Source organism: Marinobacterium sedimentorum, from assembly GCF_024267675.1.
In the GTDB taxonomy this organism is placed as follows: Bacteria; Pseudomonadota; Gammaproteobacteria; order Pseudomonadales; family Balneatricaceae; genus Marinobacterium_A; species Marinobacterium_A sedimentorum.
Genome location: NZ_JALDYX010000050.1, coordinates 1 through 21,530, shown reverse-complemented (window position 1 = coordinate 21,530; position 21,530 = coordinate 1). Strand labels below are relative to the sequence as shown.

Annotated in this window: 15 protein-coding genes; 1 reads left to right on the top strand and 14 read right to left on the bottom strand. The window is 53.5% G+C overall.

Annotated features, from left to right (window positions below):
- The first annotated feature begins 558 nt into the window (after window positions 1-558).
- The gene (locus MRS74_RS22415; protein ID WP_254582517.1) at window positions 559-2,334 is read left to right on the top strand and encodes an ABC transporter substrate-binding protein; all 1,776 of its coding nucleotides are present in this window, start codon (window positions 559-561) and stop codon (window positions 2,332-2,334) included.
- Window positions 2,335-2,658: 324 nt separating this feature from the next.
- Here the strand turns inward: MRS74_RS22415 and MRS74_RS22410 are convergent, their stop codons facing one another.
- From MRS74_RS22410 to MRS74_RS22345, 14 genes are all read right to left on the bottom strand, one after another.
- Window positions 2,659-3,462 (bottom strand): SDR family NAD(P)-dependent oxidoreductase, encoded by an 804-nt coding sequence (locus MRS74_RS22410; RefSeq protein ID WP_254582516.1) that lies wholly within the window; start codon window positions 3,460-3,462, stop codon window positions 2,659-2,661.
- A 303-nt stretch (window positions 3,463-3,765) separates the two neighbouring features.
- Window positions 3,766-4,512: a sulfite exporter TauE/SafE family protein gene (locus MRS74_RS22405; protein WP_254582515.1), complete on the bottom strand. Its 747-nt coding sequence runs from the start codon at window positions 4,510-4,512 to the stop codon at window positions 3,766-3,768.
- Window positions 4,513-4,703: 191 nt separating this feature from the next.
- The gene (locus MRS74_RS22400; RefSeq protein WP_254582514.1) at window positions 4,704-5,294 is read right to left on the bottom strand and encodes a malonic semialdehyde reductase; all 591 of its coding nucleotides are present in this window, start codon (window positions 5,292-5,294) and stop codon (window positions 4,704-4,706) included.
- Between the two features lie 48 nt (window positions 5,295-5,342).
- A complete protein-coding gene (locus tag MRS74_RS22395) occupies window positions 5,343-6,206 on the bottom strand; it encodes an intradiol ring-cleavage dioxygenase (RefSeq protein ID WP_254582513.1) in 864 nt (287 codons plus the stop codon).
- Window position 6,207: 1 nt separating this feature from the next.
- Complete coding sequence (locus MRS74_RS22390; RefSeq protein WP_254582512.1) at window positions 6,208-7,128, bottom strand: NAD(P)-dependent oxidoreductase; 921 nt, start codon at window positions 7,126-7,128, stop codon at window positions 6,208-6,210.
- Entirely contained in the window at window positions 7,125-8,489 is a 1,365-nt protein-coding gene (locus MRS74_RS22385) for an amidohydrolase family protein (RefSeq protein WP_254582511.1), read from the bottom strand. Before MRS74_RS22385 ends, MRS74_RS22390 begins: the two co-directional genes overlap by 4 nt.
- A 10-nt stretch (window positions 8,490-8,499) precedes the next feature.
- Complete coding sequence (locus MRS74_RS22380) at window positions 8,500-9,564, bottom strand: maleylacetate reductase (RefSeq protein ID WP_254582510.1); 1,065 nt, start codon at window positions 9,562-9,564, stop codon at window positions 8,500-8,502.
- A gap of 164 nt (window positions 9,565-9,728) precedes the next feature.
- The gene (locus MRS74_RS22375; protein ID WP_254582509.1) at window positions 9,729-11,255 is read right to left on the bottom strand and encodes a sugar ABC transporter ATP-binding protein; all 1,527 of its coding nucleotides are present in this window, start codon (window positions 11,253-11,255) and stop codon (window positions 9,729-9,731) included.
- 41 nt (window positions 11,256-11,296) lie between these two features.
- The gene (locus MRS74_RS22370) at window positions 11,297-12,256 is read right to left on the bottom strand and encodes an ABC transporter permease (protein WP_254582508.1); all 960 of its coding nucleotides are present in this window, start codon (window positions 12,254-12,256) and stop codon (window positions 11,297-11,299) included.
- Between the two features lie 18 nt (window positions 12,257-12,274).
- Window positions 12,275-13,285 carry an ABC transporter permease gene (locus MRS74_RS22365; protein WP_254582507.1) on the bottom strand — a complete coding sequence of 337 codons (1,011 nt, stop codon included), beginning with the start codon at window positions 13,283-13,285 and terminating at the stop codon, window positions 12,275-12,277.
- A gap of 110 nt (window positions 13,286-13,395) precedes the next feature.
- Window positions 13,396-14,181: an SDR family oxidoreductase gene (locus tag MRS74_RS22360; protein ID WP_254582506.1), complete on the bottom strand. Its 786-nt coding sequence runs from the start codon at window positions 14,179-14,181 to the stop codon at window positions 13,396-13,398.
- Between the two features lie 82 nt (window positions 14,182-14,263).
- Window positions 14,264-15,199, bottom strand: a complete 936-nt coding sequence (locus tag MRS74_RS22355; protein WP_254582505.1) for a sugar ABC transporter substrate-binding protein — start codon at window positions 15,197-15,199, stop codon at window positions 14,264-14,266.
- Window positions 15,200-16,072: 873 nt separating this feature from the next.
- Complete coding sequence (locus MRS74_RS22350; RefSeq protein WP_254582504.1) at window positions 16,073-19,219, bottom strand: adenylate/guanylate cyclase domain-containing protein; 3,147 nt, start codon at window positions 19,217-19,219, stop codon at window positions 16,073-16,075.
- Between the two features lie 910 nt (window positions 19,220-20,129).
- The gene (locus MRS74_RS22345) at window positions 20,130-20,609 is read right to left on the bottom strand and encodes an MAPEG family protein (protein ID WP_254582503.1); all 480 of its coding nucleotides are present in this window, start codon (window positions 20,607-20,609) and stop codon (window positions 20,130-20,132) included.
- Window positions 20,610-21,530: the final 921 nt, after the last annotated feature.

The following is a 21,530-nucleotide window of genomic DNA, read 5'->3' as shown; positions in this document are numbered from 1 at the left end:
TGCACGCTTCAGGACCCGCAGAGGACAACTGGGACTTGTTCATAGGTTCCCTAGGCACTAGATAATAGCTCCCCGACAGAACCAGACAAAGGTTTGACGAGCGAATTTTCAAATAAAATTCTTTTACAATGTCCGCGTTCGTATAGTTTAATTATATAAATCGCGGATGAAAAACATGAAAAACATGAAAAATAGTATGAATTTATCAACAAATTATTGACATATATTCGACATAATTTATTTAAATTAAGTTATATAAATAAAATTTACAGGCATTACATTGAATAATTAAAAAGTCGATTTCAGCGCTATTACTACATGATAACTTCGATTATTATGGAGACTAAGCTTCCGCTACCAAATACACTTAACCGTAAATATTAGACGATTTTTACTGACAGAAAGTAGCATTAAATCCTGCCGCATCAATTTTATTGATACAAGGCTATCCATCCGATGACATTAACGCCTTTCAGCCTGAATTCGAGTGCTACTGCCCTTTCAATTCACTAAAACCTATGCTAAAAATACATAAACAATATAATATAAAGAAGAAAAATGCAGGACGAAGAAAACGACCTACAACCGGAGGGCCCCTATGACAATCTAAGTCAAAGACCCTTTTCGAAGATATCAAATACCGAGTTTTCACGTTTCATTGACTTCATCGAGCAATTCGAGGATGAAACGGAAAATTCTCTGTCAATGCGCCCCGGATACAGGGAGATGCGCATGATGGTACACCTCATGCGTAACCATCTCGTTGGCCGGACAACGACGCCTACGTCACTCGCTGCTGCATCCGGACTATCCTATGGAACGGCCATGAGAGGTATCGACAGCATCATCGAACGCGGCCTGATCATAACCAGGCCGAGAACCAAAACCGGCAAGACCGTCTCACTCCACCCATCGCCAAAACTCATTAAAGAGTGGGAGAGCTATGCCAACAAAATAAAATCCATTCTGGGCCTGCTATTTGGCATGGATGTCAATTCAGATTCTGCAGGCCAGTATTTTTTCGGCGCTTCCTATTTGTCCGCCAGAATTATTCCTCCTCCGACCGTTTTGCCGGACAGGCTTCTATTAAAAGGTGGCCTGAAAGTGTTAATACATGCCGACCCAACTTTTATGGCAATGCATAACCTTAAACGTCAGCTGGAATTGATATTTGGACTTGATATTAAGAACAAAGCAAAATCCATAGACGGGTTACGTGAGGAAATCCTGCGCAATGCAAAACTGGAAACATCCCGCTACGATATAATTGCCAGTGATCTTCCATGGTTTGGCGAACTCGCCTCAGAGGGTATGCTGTTACCGCTGGATACCCTGTTGGCGAAAGGCCGGCATGACCTCTCGGACTTTCATCCGGAAGCTCTCGCAAGTGCACGGTATGAGGGTCAACAGTTTGGTATACCGGTTCAAACAACACCCGAGCTGCTCTGCTATCGCAAGGATCTTTTTGCAGAGGCGGGCCTGGCACTCCCAACGACAACTGAAGCAACACTGGAAGCCGCGAAACGGTTGCACAATCCCTCGGCCGGCCTTTATGGCATCGCATGGAATGCCGCCAGAGGTACACCGCTGGGTCATTCGTTTGCGTTTATGATGGCCGCGTTCGGCCAACCTATTCTCAATCTGCGCAAGCTTGCAACCGGCTTCAGCTTTCAGCAAGTTACGGGAGACGAATTTCGGCCCATGTTCCTGTCTGAGGCGGCCTTCCAGACGGCAGAATATATGCTTGAGTTATTAAAATATTCGCCACCGGACATACTCAAAATGTCCTGGTATGATCGCGCCAATTCGTACGCCTCGGGACAGTCATCCATGGCGTACTGCGCCACACTTCTCGCTCCACTTTTCGAGCTGAACAAGGAGTCTGCGGCCTGGAACAATACCGGATACCTGCCTCATCCTACCGGCCCCCGGGGATACCCAATAGCCCCGGTCGGTGGATATGCGCTGGCCATTCCGGCAAACCTGGCCAAAGACAGAATCGATGCGGCATGGACGGCATTGCGCTACCTAACGTCAGCGAGCTTGTCCAAGCTTTATATTCTGAACGGCAGCCTTGTCAGCCCCAGATTCAGCGTCAGCAATGATCCGGAAGTTTCGGCGATCTCACCATTGATCGCCACTGTAGACAAAATGGCAAGAGAAGATATATTGCAGACATGGCCTCGCCCCCCGGTCCCCGAAATAACCGAAATAATTGCGATTGCCGGCGAAGAGATTCATGACATTCTGATTGAGAAAAAGTCGATCAAACAGGCGCTCACAGCCGCACAAAAAAGGGCCGATGCGCTAATGCAAAAAAGAGGACACTACTAAGGAACCTGCGAACCAGTCCCAGTTGTCCTCTGCGGGGCTGCCCGCAACTCATTGGGACTTATTCGCAGGCGCCCTAACAATGACGGACAAACAGCTAGCAGCTTGTCGGACTTGACCGGTCGTAGCGAGGGAATGGCCGTTTTAAGTCAGTTTTTGGGCTCTTTTAAGGCGAATAGTGGTTCTATTTAACGAAAAAGAGTACGAAAAATGGCCAAAATCGGCGTTTCCGCAGTAGATCAGTGTTAAGTCCGACAGGCTGCTAGGGAACCTGTTTGTCCGTCAGGTTAATAACAGCCTTGTGGCAGATTGACTCAACAACCCTGGTTACTGGACGATCATGCCGCCATCAATCATCAATAGCTGACCGGTCATATAGTCCGACTCGTTGCTGGCCAGGAAGCTTGCCGTCCCGACCACATCTTCCGGATAGGAGTAGCGTTTGAGCAGGATCATCTCCTCGGCCAGACGGTCCATGGACTCACCCGCCTTGTCGAACTTGCCAATGGCGACCAAATCCTTGTCCAGCTGCTCCCACAGTTCGGTACGGACGACGCCGGGGCCATAGCCGTTAACCGTAATATTTTCCTTGGCCAGGGCTTTGGCACCGCCATTGATCATCGCCAGAACGGCGTGCTTGCTGCAGCTGTAAGGGATGACGTCATCAAAGGCCTGCCGGGACAGGATCGAGCCCACATTGATGATCTTGTAGGGATAGTCCTGCTTGCCCTGTTTAATCATCTGTTTGGCTGCTTCCTGCATGCCCAGCAGACAGCCAAGGGCATTGACCGTCATGATCTGGTGCCAGTTCTCTTCTGTTACATCCAGAAACATCAGTGGCTTGTTTATACCGGCGTTGTTCAACATGATATTGAGGCTGCCAAAGGCCTCGACGGTCGCATCTATCGCGGCCTTGATGTCTTCACGCTTGGTGACGTCGACTTTAGCGGCAATCGCCTCGCCACCCTTGCTCTTGATACGCGCAACGACTTCATTGCAGCCATCAATATTGATATCCGCCACACATACCTTGGCGCCCTGTGCGGCATAATGTTCTGCCACCGCAGCTCCCATTCCCCGGGCAGCACCGGTTATAACGCAATTTTTGCCTTTAAGTCTATTAGTATCCATCGTTTTCACCTCAGATTTTAAATTATGTAAAATATCTTCAGAATTGCTAAGAGTGCACTCAATTGGTTTATGGCTGGAGCCATTTAGTCTATTTATATTAACCTGGCTGAAAAAAAGGGCTCCACCCTATTTTCCAGCCACCCCACAAAAGCAGGCGCAAGTGCGTGGACGCGCTGGTTTTTTGTGGTTCGCATTGACCTGCGGCCAATGATGAAGCATCCCGCTTCATATATTAACCCGCCGGGTTAATACTTTACCCTCCAAAAAACTCAAACCCTCTTCAAAACAATGAAAGAAAAACATTCATACTAACCCAGTACCATCGGCTATCAACTTGATGCCGAGAAAAATCAACATGATCAATATAACGTTAAAGAAATATTTCCCATCTATCTTTTTCTGGATTGCCAGCCCAAGCCGAACACCCAGCCAAGCCAGCGGCATAAACAGCAGTGCCGGCAGCATGTTCTGCACATTAATCATCCCAAGACTTACATAGGGTATGATTTTTACCAGGTTAATTCCCGCCAGAAAAACAACAGCGGTTGCCAGAAACTCTGGTTTGGAAAGTTTTTGATTCAGTAAATAAAAGTTTAACGGTGGACCTCCGGCGTGAGCGATGAAGCTGGTAAGGCCGGCTATGCCGCCACAGATCCCGCCTACAAGAGGCGGCATGGATACCTTTTTTAGGGAGGCGGGCAACAGCCCCCAAATTCCAAACAATACTGAAAAAACGCCCAGAGATAGCTTGATCATCTGCTCATTCAGGTAACCGAATGTCAAATAACCAATCAAGACACCAAGGATCGCCGGCGGAAAAACGATCAGCAGCAACCTGTTTATCCTTTTCCCCCACCAGGCTTTCAAACTAAAAGCATCCATGACGATTAAAAGAGGCAACATGATAGCGGCTGCATTAACCGGACTTGTTTTAAGTGACAACAGGGGAACAGCAACGACACCAATACCGCCGGCGAAACCAGACTTGGAAATCCCGGTAATCAAAACCCCTATAGCCAAAAGCAACAAAAACTGCCAATCATACAGCATACAATGAACCTCAAATTATCCGACCAGCCCATGTTTGACGAAGTAAAAAGGGCCGTGCACGGCACGGCCAATACGTTCAAGAAAGCACGAATTTATATTATTATAATTTACGCCAGGTTAGATACTCACGGGTGGATCATATGATTCTCAGTGAGAGATCCTGATCCTTTGGTTGTTCCCGTGACAGCGTATTATAATATTTCACATACTTCATCGAACGCGAAACGCTCACTGCGCGGAAACAGTACAGACGCATCACCGTAACCGAGGTTACACAGGAAGTTGCTTTTAATATTGCCCTCTGGCCAGAATTCCGCATCAACAACGGCATTATTAAAACCGGACATGGGGCCTACATCCAGGCCAAGTGCGCGGGCAGCCAGGATGAAGTAGCCGCCCTGAATGGCGCTGTTACGAAAAGCGGTAGTCTGAATATGTTCAGGTTTACCTTCGAACAGAGACTTGGCGTCCTTGTTGTGGGCAAACATGCGCGGCAGGTGCTCGTAAAATTTGGTGTCATAGCCCAGCACTGCAACGACGGGTGATTTCATGGTCTTCTCCTGGTTACCCGGCATCAACGCAGCACGCAGGCGCTCCTTAGCCGCGTCGGTGCGCAAAAAAAGAATGCGCAGCGGCTGGCAGTTCATGGACGTTGGTGCGTAGTGCATCAACTCGTAAAGTTCACGCAGTTTTTCGTCACTCACACTCTTGTCTGTCCAGCTATTGTGGGTACGTGCGTTGATAAATACTTGTGCGAGTGCGTTCTGATCGATGCTAGTCATCTTTTTGTCCTTCTTTCTAATGGGATATATGACGTAGAGCCTCTATGCTCAGGCGGCCTTCAGACCAAAGTCATAGCGAAAATAACGGTACGGTTTATCCAGCCGACGGCCATCCGGAGCCTGACCTGCGGGCTTTAGCTCAAAGTCCTTTACGAGCGAGTCCTTGACACCAAACACGGTATCCGAGTCCAGGTAGGGGTCGCCGTCCGCGAAAACCTGTGTCACCAGGGTTTCATACTCCGGAGCCATCAGCATGAAATGCACATGAGCCGGGCGGAACGGATGACGGCCAGTTATTTCCAGCATCTGCCCCACCGGGCCATCGGTCGGAATCGGATAGGGGGACGGAGTCACCGACCAGAAGGCATAGTGTCCCTGGGCGTCGGTTCTGAAGCGGGCCCGCAGCGAGGCGCCATCGAGCTCCGGTTTCTGCACATCGTAGACACCTTCGCCATCCGACTGCCACACGTCTATGACCACATCGGCCAACGGCTGGCCCGCTTCGTCACAGACTCGGCCCTCGACAAACAGCGGCTCTCCATCTATGCCGTCGTCGATACCGGCGCCGATTTCGGCCTCCGGCGGATCAGCCACATAAAAAGGTCCCAGTACGGTGCTTTCCGTCGCCGTTTTGCTGTTGACCCGGTGGTTGATCGCATCTACAAGCATGGTGACGCCTAATGTATCCGACAGCAAAATGAACTCCTGTCGCTTGTCGTCGCACATCTGTCCGGTGCGGGTGAGAAAGTCGATGGCCTGGCCCCACTCTTTTTCGGTCGGCTCCACCTCGCGGATGAACCCGTGCAGATGGGTCACCAGGCTGTTGATAAGGGTTTTAAGCCGCGTGTCGGAGCAATCTGCAAAGCGCTGAATGACTTCGGCTGTAATGTTCTCTTCGTTGAGATTGCGCATACTACTTATCTCCGCGATCGTGAGTGGCTTCAATGGCCGGCAGCCCGGAAAGCGTCTCGGTGTGATGTACCGTGGCGATGTAGTCATCGCCACCGTGCCCCATGGCTATCAGTGATGAATAGGTCTCGCGCATCTGGGCAGCCAGCGGCGCCGATACACCCGCCGTCCTTGTGCAGTTCAGAATCAGATCCAGATCCTTGGCCATCTGTGAACAGTCAAAGGTTGAACTGAAATCCCGCTGCGCCAAAGGCTGGGTCTTGTACTTGACCATGGGCGACCCCACTGCGCTGCTGGAAACCAGTTGCAGCATATCTTCCCAGGCAATGCCGCCTTTGCGCGACATCGCCAGTGCTTCGGCCAGCATGCCGGCACTGACTGCAATCATCAGGTTGATCGCCAGCTTGGCATAGCGGGCCTGCTCAGCCTCACCCAGCCAGGACTGGACTGCGGTGAAGGTTTCCAGAACCGGCCGCACCGACTCAAACGCCTGCGCCGGACCGGACACCATGGCCGACAGGGTGCCGTTCTGCGCCGCCACCGGGTTGCCGGACACGGGGCTGCGCAAGTAGTGAATCCCGCGTGCAGCAGCCGCTTCGGCCACTTTGGCTGAGGCTTCGATACTCACTGTGCTGGTTTCCACCAGAACGCTGGCCGGCGCCATGTGGCGGATCAGCTCACCGGCACCGAGCGTCAGGCCCAGCAATGCCTTGTCGTCCGGTATGGATACGAACACTATTGGGCAGGCTTCGACCGCCGTGGCCAAATCCTTAAAAGCACGAATATTGACCGCTTGCGCCAGGTCCAGGCGCTCGGCACTGAGATCGAAACCCCGTACCTGAAAGCCGCCCTCAACGATGCGTTTTGCCATCGGCAGTCCGAGTTTTCCGAGGCCAACCCAGGCCACCTCTTTTACTGTTTTCATTTGCCTGTATCCTTTTGTTCCCGTGAAAGAAGCTCGCTATAGATCCGGCGCCCGGACTCGCACAGCAATTCTGTTCCTGCCGTGGTGTCAGCGAGCAGATGCCCTTCCCGTTTAAGGAATTCGCCGCCAATCATGACGCTGTCGATATTCGCCAGACTGGTCTGCATCACCACAGTGGACACAGCATCATGTACCGGCTGCATGTTCAGCAGGCTGGTATTCAGCAGTACGATATCGGCCTGCTTGCCCGGCGTAAGGCTGCCAATTCGATCATCCAGTCCCAGCGCACGGGCGCCGTCCAGCGTAATCCAGCTCAGCGCCTCGCGAGTGCGAATGCTCGAGGTATCCGGAATGGCACCGGTCTGCCGTCGTGAAGCATCGTTATCCAGCGCCCGCTGCATACCCAGCGCCATGCGTGCCACCGAGAACATGTCGCCGGAAATAACCGATTCAAGATCCACGCCCAGCGAGACAATGCCGTCGTTACGACGCACCAACCCGGTCACCGGAAATCCGTGGCCCTGGGTCATTTCATTCTCGGGGGCGATCGAGAAGCTGACACCCTTGTTGCAGAAGCGATCGACCTGCGCCGCGCTGAGACCATGACCGTGCACGATGTTGATACCAGGGCCTACCAGCCCCTTCTCCTCCAGCACATCCCAGGCACCGGGACTGACCGCAGGTCCTCCCCCCTGGTGCATCGAGGCGACAAGCCCAAACTCCCTCGCCAGTTCAAAATCGTGCAACGACACCTCGAGCGTCGAGTAATGCGGACCCAGTATCGCCATCCCCAGGGTGACCTTGCCATTCGCGTCCTTCAGCGGCCCCTGCAACAGCCGCTCAATTTCAGCTCGCGGATGAGGGATTTCACTAAAATGCGGCTGGCCGGGCTTCGGGTCCGGCTTGGGTGAGCCGTGGAAGAACAGCGCCCGGATACCGGATTCCTGCAGCCCCCGGATCGCCGCATCAGTGTGTGCCGGTGTCGGGTTGTTGTGGCACCAGTCGCCGAGGGTCGTGGTACCGCAGTTAATCTGGTTCAGCGCACCCATCAGCGACGCTATATGAATGTCCTGCGGCTTGAACAGCGTGGCCAGGCCACGATGCACATGGCGAAAGTATTCCAGCAGGGTCCAGTTGGCCGCGACGCCACGCAGCGCGGTCTGCCAGGTATGCATATGCGCATTCACCAGACCGGGGATCAGAATGCCGCCCTGGCAGTCGATAATACGGGCATCCTTTGCCGGCAGATCCTCGCCGACCGCGAGGATACGGCTGTCTTCGACCAGTACCTGGCCAGATGCCAGATCACCAATGACCGGATCCATGGTCAGCACAGTGGCATTGATAAAAAGTGTTTTCATTTTTTTGTCCTCACCCAACCCTGGGCCGTTCACCTTTCCAGGCACGCCTGATCAGGTCATGAATTGCCGGGCCTTCAATCGTGCGCGGATTCCAGTAGGGGTTACCAAGCGCAATCTCGGCAGCCCGGCTCACATCCGCTTCTTTCATCCCCAGATCACACAGGCCTTGTGGCGCACCAACTGCGCGGGCCAGATCGAACAACCCCTGCGATGCACTCTGAGTCCCCAGTGCGCGGGCGATACGTTGCATGGCCTCGGGTGCGGCCGATTCGTTATAGGCGACGGCATGGGGCAGTACGATGGTATGGGTTTCAGCATGGGGCAGATCGAAGGAGCCGCCCAGCGTATGGCAGAGCTTGTGATGCAACGACATGCCGACCGACCCGAGGCAGGCGCCACACAGCCAGGCGCCATAAAGCGCATCTGAACGGGCCTGCGCATCAGCGGGATTTCGCGCTATGACCGGCAGGCTGCGGGCCAGGGCCTCAATACCCGCTTCAGCCATCAGCGACACCACCGGATTCTGATCCCGGGCATACAGTGCTTCGACCGCATGGGCAATCGCATTAAGACCGCTGGTACCCGACATAGCCGCGGGCAGCGTCAGGGTCAGATCGACATCGTAAATCACCACTTCCGGCAGCACCTTGAGAGTGCGCTGGGTTTTCTTCAGACCCTTCTCAGTTTCACCGATGATCGGCGTCATTTCGGATCCGGCATAGGTGGTGGGTATGGCAATCTGCGGCAGGTCGGTACGCAGCGCGATCGCTTTGCCAAGACCGATGGTTGATCCGCCGCCCAGAGCAACCGTGCAATCTACATCCAGCTCCCCGACGACCTTCATCGCCTGCTCTGTCACCTCGACCGGTGTATGCATGGCCGCCTCGCAGAAGATGCCGACACCCAGGTCGCCCAGGCGATCAAGAATCGCCTGCGCCTGATCGCGCTGGTGCGGAGTAGCCAGCACCAGCGCCCGGCTGCAGTTGAGTGCCGTCAGTTCATCTACCAGCTGCTCCAGTGTGCCGTGCCCGAATACCACTCGCGCTGGCAAACCGTTATAAACAAAAGGATTCATGCTGCAATTTCTCCCTGGATCGCTGCGGCACACCTACAGCGCGCACACAGGACTCTCGATTCGAATTCAATGGCTAATAAAAGGTACTGCCAGACACCCGCAGTAAACGCTTCTATTCACTGACAATGAGTGGTCAGCCACCAGCGAATAGCGCGGCTTTCATGTCAAAGCCCCGCTGCTTGCAAAGATGTTTCAGACGCAGCCTTGTGCTGGCCGGTAATGGCCTGCACCAGTTCGTCCTCGGTTACGGTATCGGCATTGAATTCGGCCGTAATCTGGCCCGAATACATGGCGATCACGCGGTTGCTGACACCCAGTACCTCCGGCATTTCGGACGAGATGACAAGCACGGCATAACCGGACTTGGCGAGATCCTTGATCAGCGCATGAATTTCCGCCTTGGAACCGACATCGATACCGCGGGTCGGCTCATCCAGGATCAGCAGTTTCGGGTGGGTCGTAAGCCACTTGCCAATAACAATCTTCTGCTGATTACCACCACTGAGATTACCGACTTTCTGCGCCCAGCCCGGCGTCTTGATTTTCAGTTCACGCTGATATTTCTCGTATATTTCCAGCTCTTTTTTCGGACTCATAACGCCCATGGACGAGACTGATTCCAGGGTAGCCAGCGTGATGTTGTCTCGGCAGTTCAAGCCCAGCACGAGCCCCTGCTCCTTGCGGCTTTCCGGCACCAGGGCAATGCCCCTGGCCACCGCATCATGGGGGGATTTAACGGTGACGCTTTCACCTTCCAGCAGGATCTCTCCTGCGCTCGGACGTCTCAGGCCAAAAATCGTCTCGGCAATTTCGGAGCGACCTGCACCGACCAGACCATACATGCCGACGATTTCGCCGTTTCGAACATTAAAACTAACGTCCTTGCACACACCCTCGACGCTGAGATTACGGACTTCGAGTACGTTCTCCTTGAACTCTGTCGGCTTGCTGCTGTGATCGAGTTCAAGACTGCGGCCAATCATCAGTTTGGTCACCTCGTCCTCATTCGTTTGCGCAGTATCAATCGTGCCGTTATATTCACCATCCCTCAGCACGGTAATGCGCTGAGACAGAGCAAATATCTCGTCCATGCGATGGGAGATGTAGACAATCCCGACCCCATGCTCACGCAGTGAATTGATCACATTGAATAGCACTGGCTTTTCGTGATCGGTCAGGGATGCCGTCGGCTCGTCGAACACAACAATTTTGGGGGTAAACACCAGAGCACGGGCGATTTCGACCATCTGTTTCTTGGCAATCGACAGGTCGCCGACCAGATCATCCGATTTGAACGTGCATTTCAGCCGGCTCAGGATTTTATCGGTATCGCTGCGCAGCTTTTTCCAGTCAACACGGTTCGGCCATTTCAGTGGCAGGCTGCCCAGAAAAATATTCTCTGCAACCGTCAAGTCCGATACCAGCGACAACTCCTGGTGAATCAGCACGATGCCATGTTGCTTGGCGGCCATAGGATCACTGAACGACACTTTCTGACCTTCAAGGACAATACTGCCCTCTTCAGCCTGGTGTTTCCCGGCGAGACACTTCATCAGCGTTGATTTTCCGGCCCCATTCTCACCCAGCAATGCATGCACTTCACCAGCACGCACATCGAAACTGACATTATTCAGTGCCACGACACCCGGGAAGCGCTTGGTAATACCCTCAAGACGCAGTACAGGTTTCATCGATGTATCAGAGCGTTGATTATTGTTAGTTGCCGACGAAGTCATACATTCACCTCCTGACCCGATTTACGGTTCACTTTCTGATCGATAAGCAGCACTGCAATCAGGATCACTCCCAGAATAACCAGCACATAAAACGCCGGGACCTGCATCAGATTCATGCCATTACGCAGGATGCCGATGGCCAGAACCCCACCGAGAGTACCGGTAATGCTGCCGAATCCACCGGCGAGCTTGGTACCGCCCAGCACGACGGCAGTAATTGTCCATAATTCATAGTCGCGCCCCAGATTGGGGGTGGCCGCACCCATCTGGGTCGCCAGTGTGATGCCGGCCAGGGCGGCAAAGAAACCGACAATCATAAAGTTGACTAACATGTGGCGCCCGACGCGAATCCCCGCATCTGCTGCCGCCTCGCGATTACTGCCCACGGCAAATGTATTGCGGCCATGACCCGTTTTAGTCAGCACCAGGTGCATGATCAGACAGCAGACGAGAAAAATAACACCCAGAGTAGGAACCGATGCGACAGTGCTGATACCGAAATCAGAGAAGGCAAAGTTCTCGGCGTAAAATGACTGCTCCTCGGTGTATATAAATACCAGTCCGCGAATACCAATCATGGCGCCCAGCGTCACAATGAAAGAGTTAACCCCTGTCTTCCATACGATCAGGCCATTCAGGGCACCCAGAAGAATACCCGAGCTAATGGCGGCAAAGAGTGCGACCGGCAGACCATAGCTTTGCAGATCAACGGCCAGCGCGGCGGACAGTGCCAGGATAGCCCCGACTGAAAGATCGATATTGCCGTTAATCATGACGTAGGTCATGCCCAGTGCAATCAAACCAATCGTTGAGGTTTGCACCAGGATGTTCATGAAGTTCCCAGTCGTAAGGAAATATTCAGACATGAAACTGAAAAAAACCGTTATCGCGATAACAAAGAGCCAGATTGGCTGAATACCACCGAATACCTTTGATATATTCTTTACATTTACCATCTTATTCACCTGCTTTTTTTATGAGTGGGAGGTAAACAGTCGTTTGCGCTGATTAGCCAGATCCAGCCAAACTGCGACGATTATAATCACCCAGGTTACAAGCCATTGGGTGTAATACGGATACCCCAGCAAAAGCAGACCATTTTGGATAAATCCAAGAATCAAAACACCGATCACGGTTTTCCAGACACTGCCCGCACCGCCCATCAGGCTGGTGCCGCCAAGAATGATCCCGGCGAGGACAAGCAGCTCATACCCCTGACCGACATTGTTTTGCGACCCCATGACACGCGACCCCAGCACCAGCGCTGCACAGCCAACGGAAAAGGCAGAAATCATATAGGTACTGAATACGCACCGGCTTTTTCGAATACCGGCATAAACCGCTGCTGTCGGGTTGCCACCGATGGCAAAGATACGGCGACCATAACTGGTATAGCGCATAACAAAGTGAACACAGAGTGCCAGCACCGCAAACATCAGAATGGGAACAGCAATCCCGCCGACAAAACCGCGGCCGAAAAAAGCGAACCAGGTAGAGTCCTGATTGGCAATGTCGACATTCTGGCCACCGGTATAAATCAGGGTAATACCCTGTATTGCAGACAGCATGGCCAGTGTCACGATCAGGGAATTCAGTTTCATGTAACCAATCAGGAAGCCGTTAACGGCACCGATCAGCAGGGTCATCGCAAACATGACAATAATGGCATTCGTCGGACCAATTTTATCGTGAAGGTCAACCACAAGAACAGTGGCGAATGACAGCATGGATCCCACGGAAAGGTCCAGATTACCGCCGATAATAACAACCGTTACTCCGATGGCTATGATACCAACGATCGACGCTTGCCGGATCACGGTCATAATATTTTCTTCCGACAAAAAACGATCGGAGAAAATCGAAAAACCGGCAAGGCAAATCATAAATACTATAAGAATACCTTGAGTGGTCAGAAAGTTTTTAAAACTGACCCGATTAAGCTTTCTTTTTAAGCCGATAGATTCTGTTTGTTCTATAGGGGTCATTATCTCACCTCTCCCATCTAGCATGGATGTATTATTATAGATCTATCCGTTTTACTGCGTCTTTTACAGATAACTGAGGATCACTCCCTTGACCCTGAGTAAAACATCGATCAGACCAGAATCATTCCACCATCAATCATGAGCGTCTGACCCGTCATATAATCGGATGCCGATGAGGCCAGAAAGTTTGTCGTACCCACCAGATCTTCGGGTGCAGCAGGGCGACCCAACAAAATACCGGAAGAAAATTCTTCTATCGCCTGCCCTGGTCGCGCACTGGCACCGATTTCGATCAGATCCTTATCCAGCTGATTCCACATCTGGGTCGCAACAACACCCGGTGCAAAGCCATTCACGGTAATCTTGTGCTTGGCCAGATCACGCGCTGCAGACTGGGTTAAAGACAATACGGCAAATTTCGACGCACAGTAGGGAGCAATATTGTCATAGCCCTGTCGACTGGCGATGGACGCCGTGTTGATTATTTTTCCGCCATTGCCCTGGGCAATCATCTGCTTGGCAGCTTCCTGAGTGCCGATAAGAACACCCAGTCCGTTAATTTTCATGATGAAGTCCCAGTTTTCCTCAGTAACATCGAGAAAATTCATGGGTTTGTTAACACCCGCATTATTGAACATCACATCCAGACTGCCGAATTCTTCAACCGCGTGGTCAATCATATCTTTGACCTGAGCCCGGTTGGTCACGTCCATTTTAAAGGCGATTGCACGGCCGCCAAATTTGGCATTGGATTCTTCGGCCGTTACCTGCACAGCCGGATCAAGGTCAGCAAAAAGGACATTGGCGCCTTCTCGCATCAGAGCTTCACCAATCGTCCGACCAATACCCTTGGCTGACCCGGTTACGATGCAGTTTTTACCTTCGAGTGAAGACATTAAAATCTCCTTTATTATAAATAGTATTCAGAAGGGGCCACATAAATATACTCGTTTATGCGGCCGGCGAGATTTTCAGAACTTAGAAGACCGGCTTGTCAAACTGGCTCAGAGTGTCGCGGGTGATTTTCGGCGTATCAAAGTAGTTCAGTTTCGGAACATCCTTGCCGTCCAGAACGTCGAGCGCGGTCTGCAGCGCTGCACGGGCATCGTCAACCGGCGACTGGTACACGGAGCCGTAATATTCCCCACGCTCCATAGCTTCATATCCAACCGCAAAATTGGTGGCGCCGATGAAAATAATACCGTCACGCTTGGCCGCTTTGGCCGCATTAAGCGCACCTACACCCATATTGTCATCGCCAGCGTAAACACCATCAATACGGTCGTATTTGGTGAGGAAGTTTTCCATGGTCCGCTGAGCTTTTTCACGATTCCAGTCACCCGGCTGAGTTTCCAGGATTTTTACCTCGGGGCAGGCTTCAGCCAGGCGGTCCTCGAATCCTTTGGCACGCTCAATGGCGGTGGTATAACCGGGCTGCCCGGCAACCTGAACAATCTGTCCTTTATTATCCAGCGCATCACACATCATCTCTGCGGAATAGGCGCCCTGACGAATATTGTCCGGACCCGAGAATGCTGCAATAAACTCCATGCCGGCATCTGCAATTTTGGAGTTGGTGACAATTACCGGAATACCTGCACTCTTAGCCTGACGGACCGCAGGTATTACTGCCTGACCGTTCGTCGGCCAGATAATGATGGCATCAACACGTTGCTGTATCAGGTCCTGCATTTGGCCAATCTGGCGGGCCACATCGCCGCCGGCGTCCAGTACAACAACTTCGACGTTCTCATCGGCGTTTGCCGCTTCAATGAAGGCTTTTTCATAGGTTGTCTGGTAGCTGTCCACACCGACATTATTCTGAGTGATACCGATTCTAACGGTTTCAGCCGACGCAACGTTGAAGGCCATTACGGACGCGACAGCAACACTCAGCGCGATTTTAGAGAACATAGACTTCACCTTATTGTTGTAGGAAAAAAATTTTTCTTATGAGCTTGAAACCCATGAACCAATGATAGTAAAGACCTCGGATATTGCGCAACGCGGCAGGAACAACAAAAAAACCATTATGGATATTTTTAGGATTATTCAAAAAAAGACAGACTAACTAATTGATATTTAAATATTTTTAAATAAAAACCCCTTGACTAAAGCACTCAAAACGAACCGATAATCGCTATATTTCCCTGCCCGCCGCCTGTGCGTGCCCACAGATCAGAAAAATTAATCCAAATTGGATATTTAATGAAAGCTCGATTAACCTATAACCTGATCCAAAACGATCAACGGTCCTATCCCGAATGCTTTATCCGGGCCTCCACCTGAAAGCGCTAATGCTCAACTGCACGCGCTAAGTGTCAGAATGCAAGTAAGCTGCTTGCTTTCTGATCAAATGATGGGCTGAGGATGTAGCTTCCCCTTACACCGCTATTTATTTCGTGCCGGGAACAGCACCGCTGACACTATCCCGGCGCCAGCAGTCTGTCGGTATTGTGCTGTTTGGATCCTCGGCCGTATCCAAGGTTAGGGTCGACATGATCGCCCGCGAGATCTGGCCCTATATTCTGGTCCAGATGGCCGTCGTGCTTATGTTGACCTTTGTGCCGGCGCTTTCGCTTAGGGTCCCGAAACTGCTCGGCCTGCACTGATACACAACAGGCCTTCGAAAAATGGAGACAGGCCGCTGCGAATCAGCTATTAACGCGGCGGCCGACGCAGAGCGCTTGACAAGGACTAAGGCCAAAGTGCCCTTTAGGGTATTGCCTGCACACTGCGCCTAGCAGCTGCACGCTTCAGGACCCGCAGAGAACAACTGGGACTTGTTCATAGGTTCCCTAGCATAAGGGCCGCTGTCCTGAGGTCGGCGGTTTCTCGCCCTTCGCTGAACCTACGCAAGAGCGGAGCCAGTTGTTGCACTGCAAGGTCCATCCGACCTTGCTCCCGCAACAAGCGAGCCATGCTCAGCGTTGCCCGTAATTCCAGCGACCGGGCCCCCTGGCTACGCGAAATCTCAACGGCCTTTTCAAAGCACTTCTGCGCCGCAGCCCACCCACCCTTCTGTTCGAGGATCAGCTCCCCCTCCAGGCGAAAAACCTCAGCCTCGTAAATATGACCGGCGGTCGCGTCCAGCGCGGCACCGGCTTCGGCTAGCAAAGCCCGCCCTTCATCGACTTTTCCGGCACGGACCAGAACTTCGAGCAGCAGTGAAAGAAAATAGGGGCGCCACAGCTCCGCACCGGCCACCTTGTCTGCGGCCAGGCCTTGGCGAATTTCGGCGATCCCGGCGTCGTATTGACCCTGTTCCGCCAGCGCCCAGCCCCGCAACACCCGCCCCCAGAGACTCCAAATCGGGAACCCGTGTTCGGACGCCAGGGAAATCGCATCTTCAGCTCGCTCCTGGGTTAGGCGGGCGTCTCGTCGCAGCAAATGGGTTTCAGCGTCAAAGACGAGCGCAACCACCCGGATGAAGGGATAGCCGAGCTGTTCGGCCAGAGCCAACCCTTCACCGCTTTTTGCCAAAGCTTGGTCGGGATAGCCCTGATACCAGAGCACCCACCCCAGGTAAAACAGACTGAATACCCCGGAATCGACGCCGTAATAGAAGACATGGGGGCGGTGCAGATCAGGATCATACAGCGATAGCGCCTGTTCCAGCTGACTGCGCGCAAGATCCAGCTCCCCGAGATTGAACAGCACAGTACCTAATGCCCGGTGCGCTTCCAGCAAAAGCGCAGAATCTCCCGCCTCCTCGGCTAGCTTCAACAACTGCTCGCTGAGTTCGCGCGCGACCGGCAACTCGCCTCTGACATGATAGAAAGTACGAAGCCCCAGCAGGGCGGGAAACAACTGCGGTGTTCCGCCTACTTGGCGGCACAGCTGCAGCGCCCGGTTATAGGTGCTTTCCACCTCGGTTGCCGCATAGCCCAGGGTCGCCATCAGTGCCGGCCCAAGGGCCAGCTGAACCGCCAGCTCCTGATGGTCGCGCGGCGTCGTCTCCGGCAATGACGCGAGCAGTTCCAGTGCCTTCGAGAGTAGCGCGATCGCTTCAGTGTTGGCATACCGCTGCACCGCCTGCTGACCTGCCAGTTGCAAATATTCGATGGCCTTGGCCGCGTTGCCGCTGCGACTGTAATGATGCGCCAGTTCAACGTAATGCTCGTCGAGGCGATCCCGGTAAAGGCCCTCGATCGCCTGTGCCGTACGCTCGTGCAGATCACTGCGTCGCTCGCTGAGCAGAGAGCGGTAGGTCACTTCCAGGGTAAGCGCATGCTTAAATGCATATTCCTGTTCCGGAAACGCCGGCATGGAATAGATAAAGTCGCCGCTTTCCAACCTGGTCAGCAACAGCATCAGACCATCATGGGATTCGCCGGTCATGCGTTGAACCAGACTGAACGAGAACTCCTTGCCAATCACAGCCAGAATCTGCAGCAACGCCTTGCTGTCCGGCTGCAGCCGGTCGATACGCGCCGCCAATACGCCTTGGACGGTCATCGGCAGCTGCAAGTCGGCAACAGGCTTGCCAAGGCGGTAGCAGCCGCGACTACCAATCAGCACCCCTTCCTCGACCAGCGTCTGAATTACTTCTTCGATGAAAAAGGGGTTGCCCTCAGTCTTATCCAGAATGCCGTCGGCGACCGGTGTCAGATCGGGACGGGGGCCTAGCAGCGACCGAAGCAGCGACTCGGCGTCCGGCTGACCCAGGGGTTCCAGCTGCAGTCCTACATAGCCGCTTTTTTCCGACCACTGATCTGAATATTCCGGACGATAGTTCACCAGTAACAGCAACGGATACTGTTCGATTGACCCGGCCACCAAGTTCAGAAAAGCCTGGCTCTCGCTGTCGAGCCATTGCAAGTCTTCGAAGATCAGGATTAGGGGGCGTTGCCGGCTTTGCACCAGTAGCAGCGTCCTGATCGCCTCGAAGGTACGCTGACGCCGACTCTGGGCGTCCATATGCAGCAGTGGCGAGTCTTCCCTTGCAGCACCCAACAGAAATTCCAGGAAGGGCAAGTCAGCCACCAAGGACGGATCGAGGGTCAGGGCTATGTTGCGGATCTTTTCACGGCGTCGGCGCGCATCGTCCTGCGGCGCAAGATCGAAATACTGCTTCAGAAGTCTGATCAGCGGCCAGTAGGCAAAAGCCCGGGCATGGGACACCGAAAATGTTTCCAGGACCAGACAGTTGGACGGCACGCTGCGTTTAAACTCCAGGAACAGCCTCGACTTGCCTACCCCGGGCCCTCCCCTGACAGCAACCAGCTGCCCCTGACCGGCCTTGACCCGTTCCAGCGACTCATGCAACCTGGATGACTCCTGCTGGCGGCCCACGAAGGGTAGCAGCCCTCGGCTGACCGACACCTCTAGTCGGGTACGCAGTGGCCCGGTCCCTAGCAACTCGTAAATCATTATGGGCTCGGACAGGCCCTTGACCGGGGTTGGCCCCAGAGCCCGGAATTCGAAATACCCCTGAGTCAGCCGGTAGCTGTATTCGCTGACTGCAATGCCGCCTGGCGGAGCGGCGGTTTCCATTCTGGACGCTATGTGAATCGAACGCCCTACCGGATCATAATCGGTATGCAGATCTTCGGTATGAATCGACCGCACCACCACTTCGCCACTGTGGATGCCGACCCTCAGCCGTAATTGCAAGCCCTTTCCCCGCGCGATCCGTGCGGCCAACTCGCCCATCCTGTGCTGCATGCGAAGTGCCGCATAGAGCGCTCGCCTGGCGTGGTCCTCGTGAGCGATGGGTGCCCCAAAGAGTGCCAGGATGCCGTCGCCAAGGGACTTGGCGACGTAACCCTCGTAATGGTGTACGGCCTCCATCATCAGCTTTAGCACCGGATCGAGGAGTTGCTGAGCCTCTTCGGCATCGAGGTACTGGATCAGTTCGGTGGAATCAACTAAGTCGGCAAAGAGCATGCTGATGGTCTTACGCTCCCCATCGGCGGCCCCCCGGGCATTCATCGCGGCTTTCTCGGCCCTTATCCGCTCGGCCAAGTAGGCTGGGGTATACTGAACAGGCGCCGCGGTCAACGTAGCTCCACCGACAGTCAGCGAAGTACCGCATTCGCTGCAGAATTTCGCATCCGCAGCACATCCATGACCGCAGCTGCCACAGATCCGGGTCTGCGCAGCGCCACAGGCTGGACAGGTTTCCGGGGCACCTGGGCTCTTGATCCCGCAGTGCTGGCAGTGCATATCACCTCATTGCCAGATGACTGGCGCAGGCAGGGGATGACTCAAACGATATATCAGCTGGCCCCATAGGCAACTGAGACAGCCTCAAGTCAGGGACGGTATCTGTGATCATATTCATTGTCACAGTATAGCGGTAGCGACCTTCCTATAGCTGTATGACTGAATAAGTGCATGATCAGCCGGCTTATCAGTGACTCATTCAGAATGGCGCTGTGGAGCCCAACCTCAGAGGTAGCATTAACTGCAGAAGGGGCTGCTGGGAGAACTGTAATCGAGGGTTTTAGCTATCAGAAGTCCGACTGAGAGCACACTGGAAGGTTAACTAAACGATCAGGTAGCCACCAAGTGCTGCGACCTATGGCAGTTCGAGCGCGTGCCTGTAGCTGCTATGTGGAGTTCACCGCATGCAGTAAGGCAACTGCGGGTGCACTCAATCACCCTCTGCACCCGGTAACAACCACCGCTACTTACCCGATCAGGATTAAGTAGCGGTGATCAAGCCGAAGTGGGCTCCGGACGCTATGAGCATGCCCAATGATCAACTGTCTCCGGGCATGACGTCGAAATGCTGGGCCAAAGCCTGCGCGGTATTTCCCTAATAGAAGAAGTCCCGCAAGGGCGGGGCTCCTTCAGGTCATGCTGTGACTGTCCACACAACCTCACCTATACGGATTCTTCACCCGGCGAACACACGGGCAAGTGTATATACCACCATTGTGAGTACTGAAATCGAACTGACAGTCCAGAGGGTGGCCCGAACATCGTGCAGTTGCGCCGTGGCGTACGCAATGAAGTGCGCCGCTCGAGCAATGACGTACGCCCAGATCAGCACTTGAGCTAACAGGAGTGGCGGGTCCATGAGTACGAATAGCAACCCAGCAACAAGAAACGCGGGAATACTTTCCAGATCGTTTAAGTTCATACGCCGCGAACGCTCAACATACTCGTTCGGCTCCAACTGACCTGATACAGGATCCGGATTGAGAGGACTCTTCTGTGCATCCTCGGGGCTACGAAAGCCACCACGTACCTTCATCATTCGAAAAACTGTTATCCACGGCTGCAGCATGAGCTTCAACAGCATAATCGACGCCGCTAGCACATATGCAAAGAAGACGGGGTTCTCCAAACTCAAAATCGTGGTTACTGTTGTCATACGCTTCTATCCTCTGATGTGGCTATATTTTCCCGGACACACTGACGCAGTGTAAGATCATTTGCCCATCCGGGCGCTGTTATCTCTGGTCGGGATGGCCTTCGCTGCGCTCGGCGATCTCTCGCTCACGCTCGAGTCGAACCCTCTTCTCGGGTTCGAATCTATCGACCTTTAAAACAAAAAAGCCCCACTCTGCTACGGATCTAGATCTTGCTTTTTAATATGAAAGTAGATGGGTAAAGAAGCGCAGCGGCGGGGCTGTGAGGAGCAGGTACAAGGGTCAAGAGGCAAGGGTCAAATGGCAAAAAGCCGCAAGCGGGCGCCCTGCGCCCGCCATGGTGCTCGTGGGAGCTGCGAAGCTTTTGGAACGATGGCAAGGTTCTCCGTAGCACCAGCCATTCGTCGCGGGGCGCGACTCCTACGGTTAAATTTGGCACCCTGCGAGGAGCTGTCCGTGGCTCCGGAGTGACTCTGGTAGGTTGGTAATGAGTGCAGCGAATACCGACAACCGCCGCGCAGCTGCGGGCTTGTGGAGAAAAGGGGCAAGGGTGAAGGTGCAAGGTTCAAAGGGCACAGCCGACAAGCGGGCGCCCTGCGCCCGCCATGGTGCAATTCGCCTGCAGCTCATTCGCACCCTGCAAGTTAACGTGCCGCACCCTACAATAAGATATTAAATCGTAAGAATTAAATCAGTAGCAGAGAAAACGAGGGCGCTGTTATCTCCGGTCAGGATGGCCTTCGCTGCGCTCGGCGGTCTCTCGCTGCGCTCGAGTCGAACCCTCTTCTCGGGTTAGAATCTATCAACCTTGAAAACAAAAAAGCCCCACTCTGCGAGCGAAAAACGAGGGCGCTGTTATCTCCGGTCGGGATGGCCTTCGCTGCGCTCGGCGGTCTCTCGCTGCGCTCGAGTCGAACCCTCTT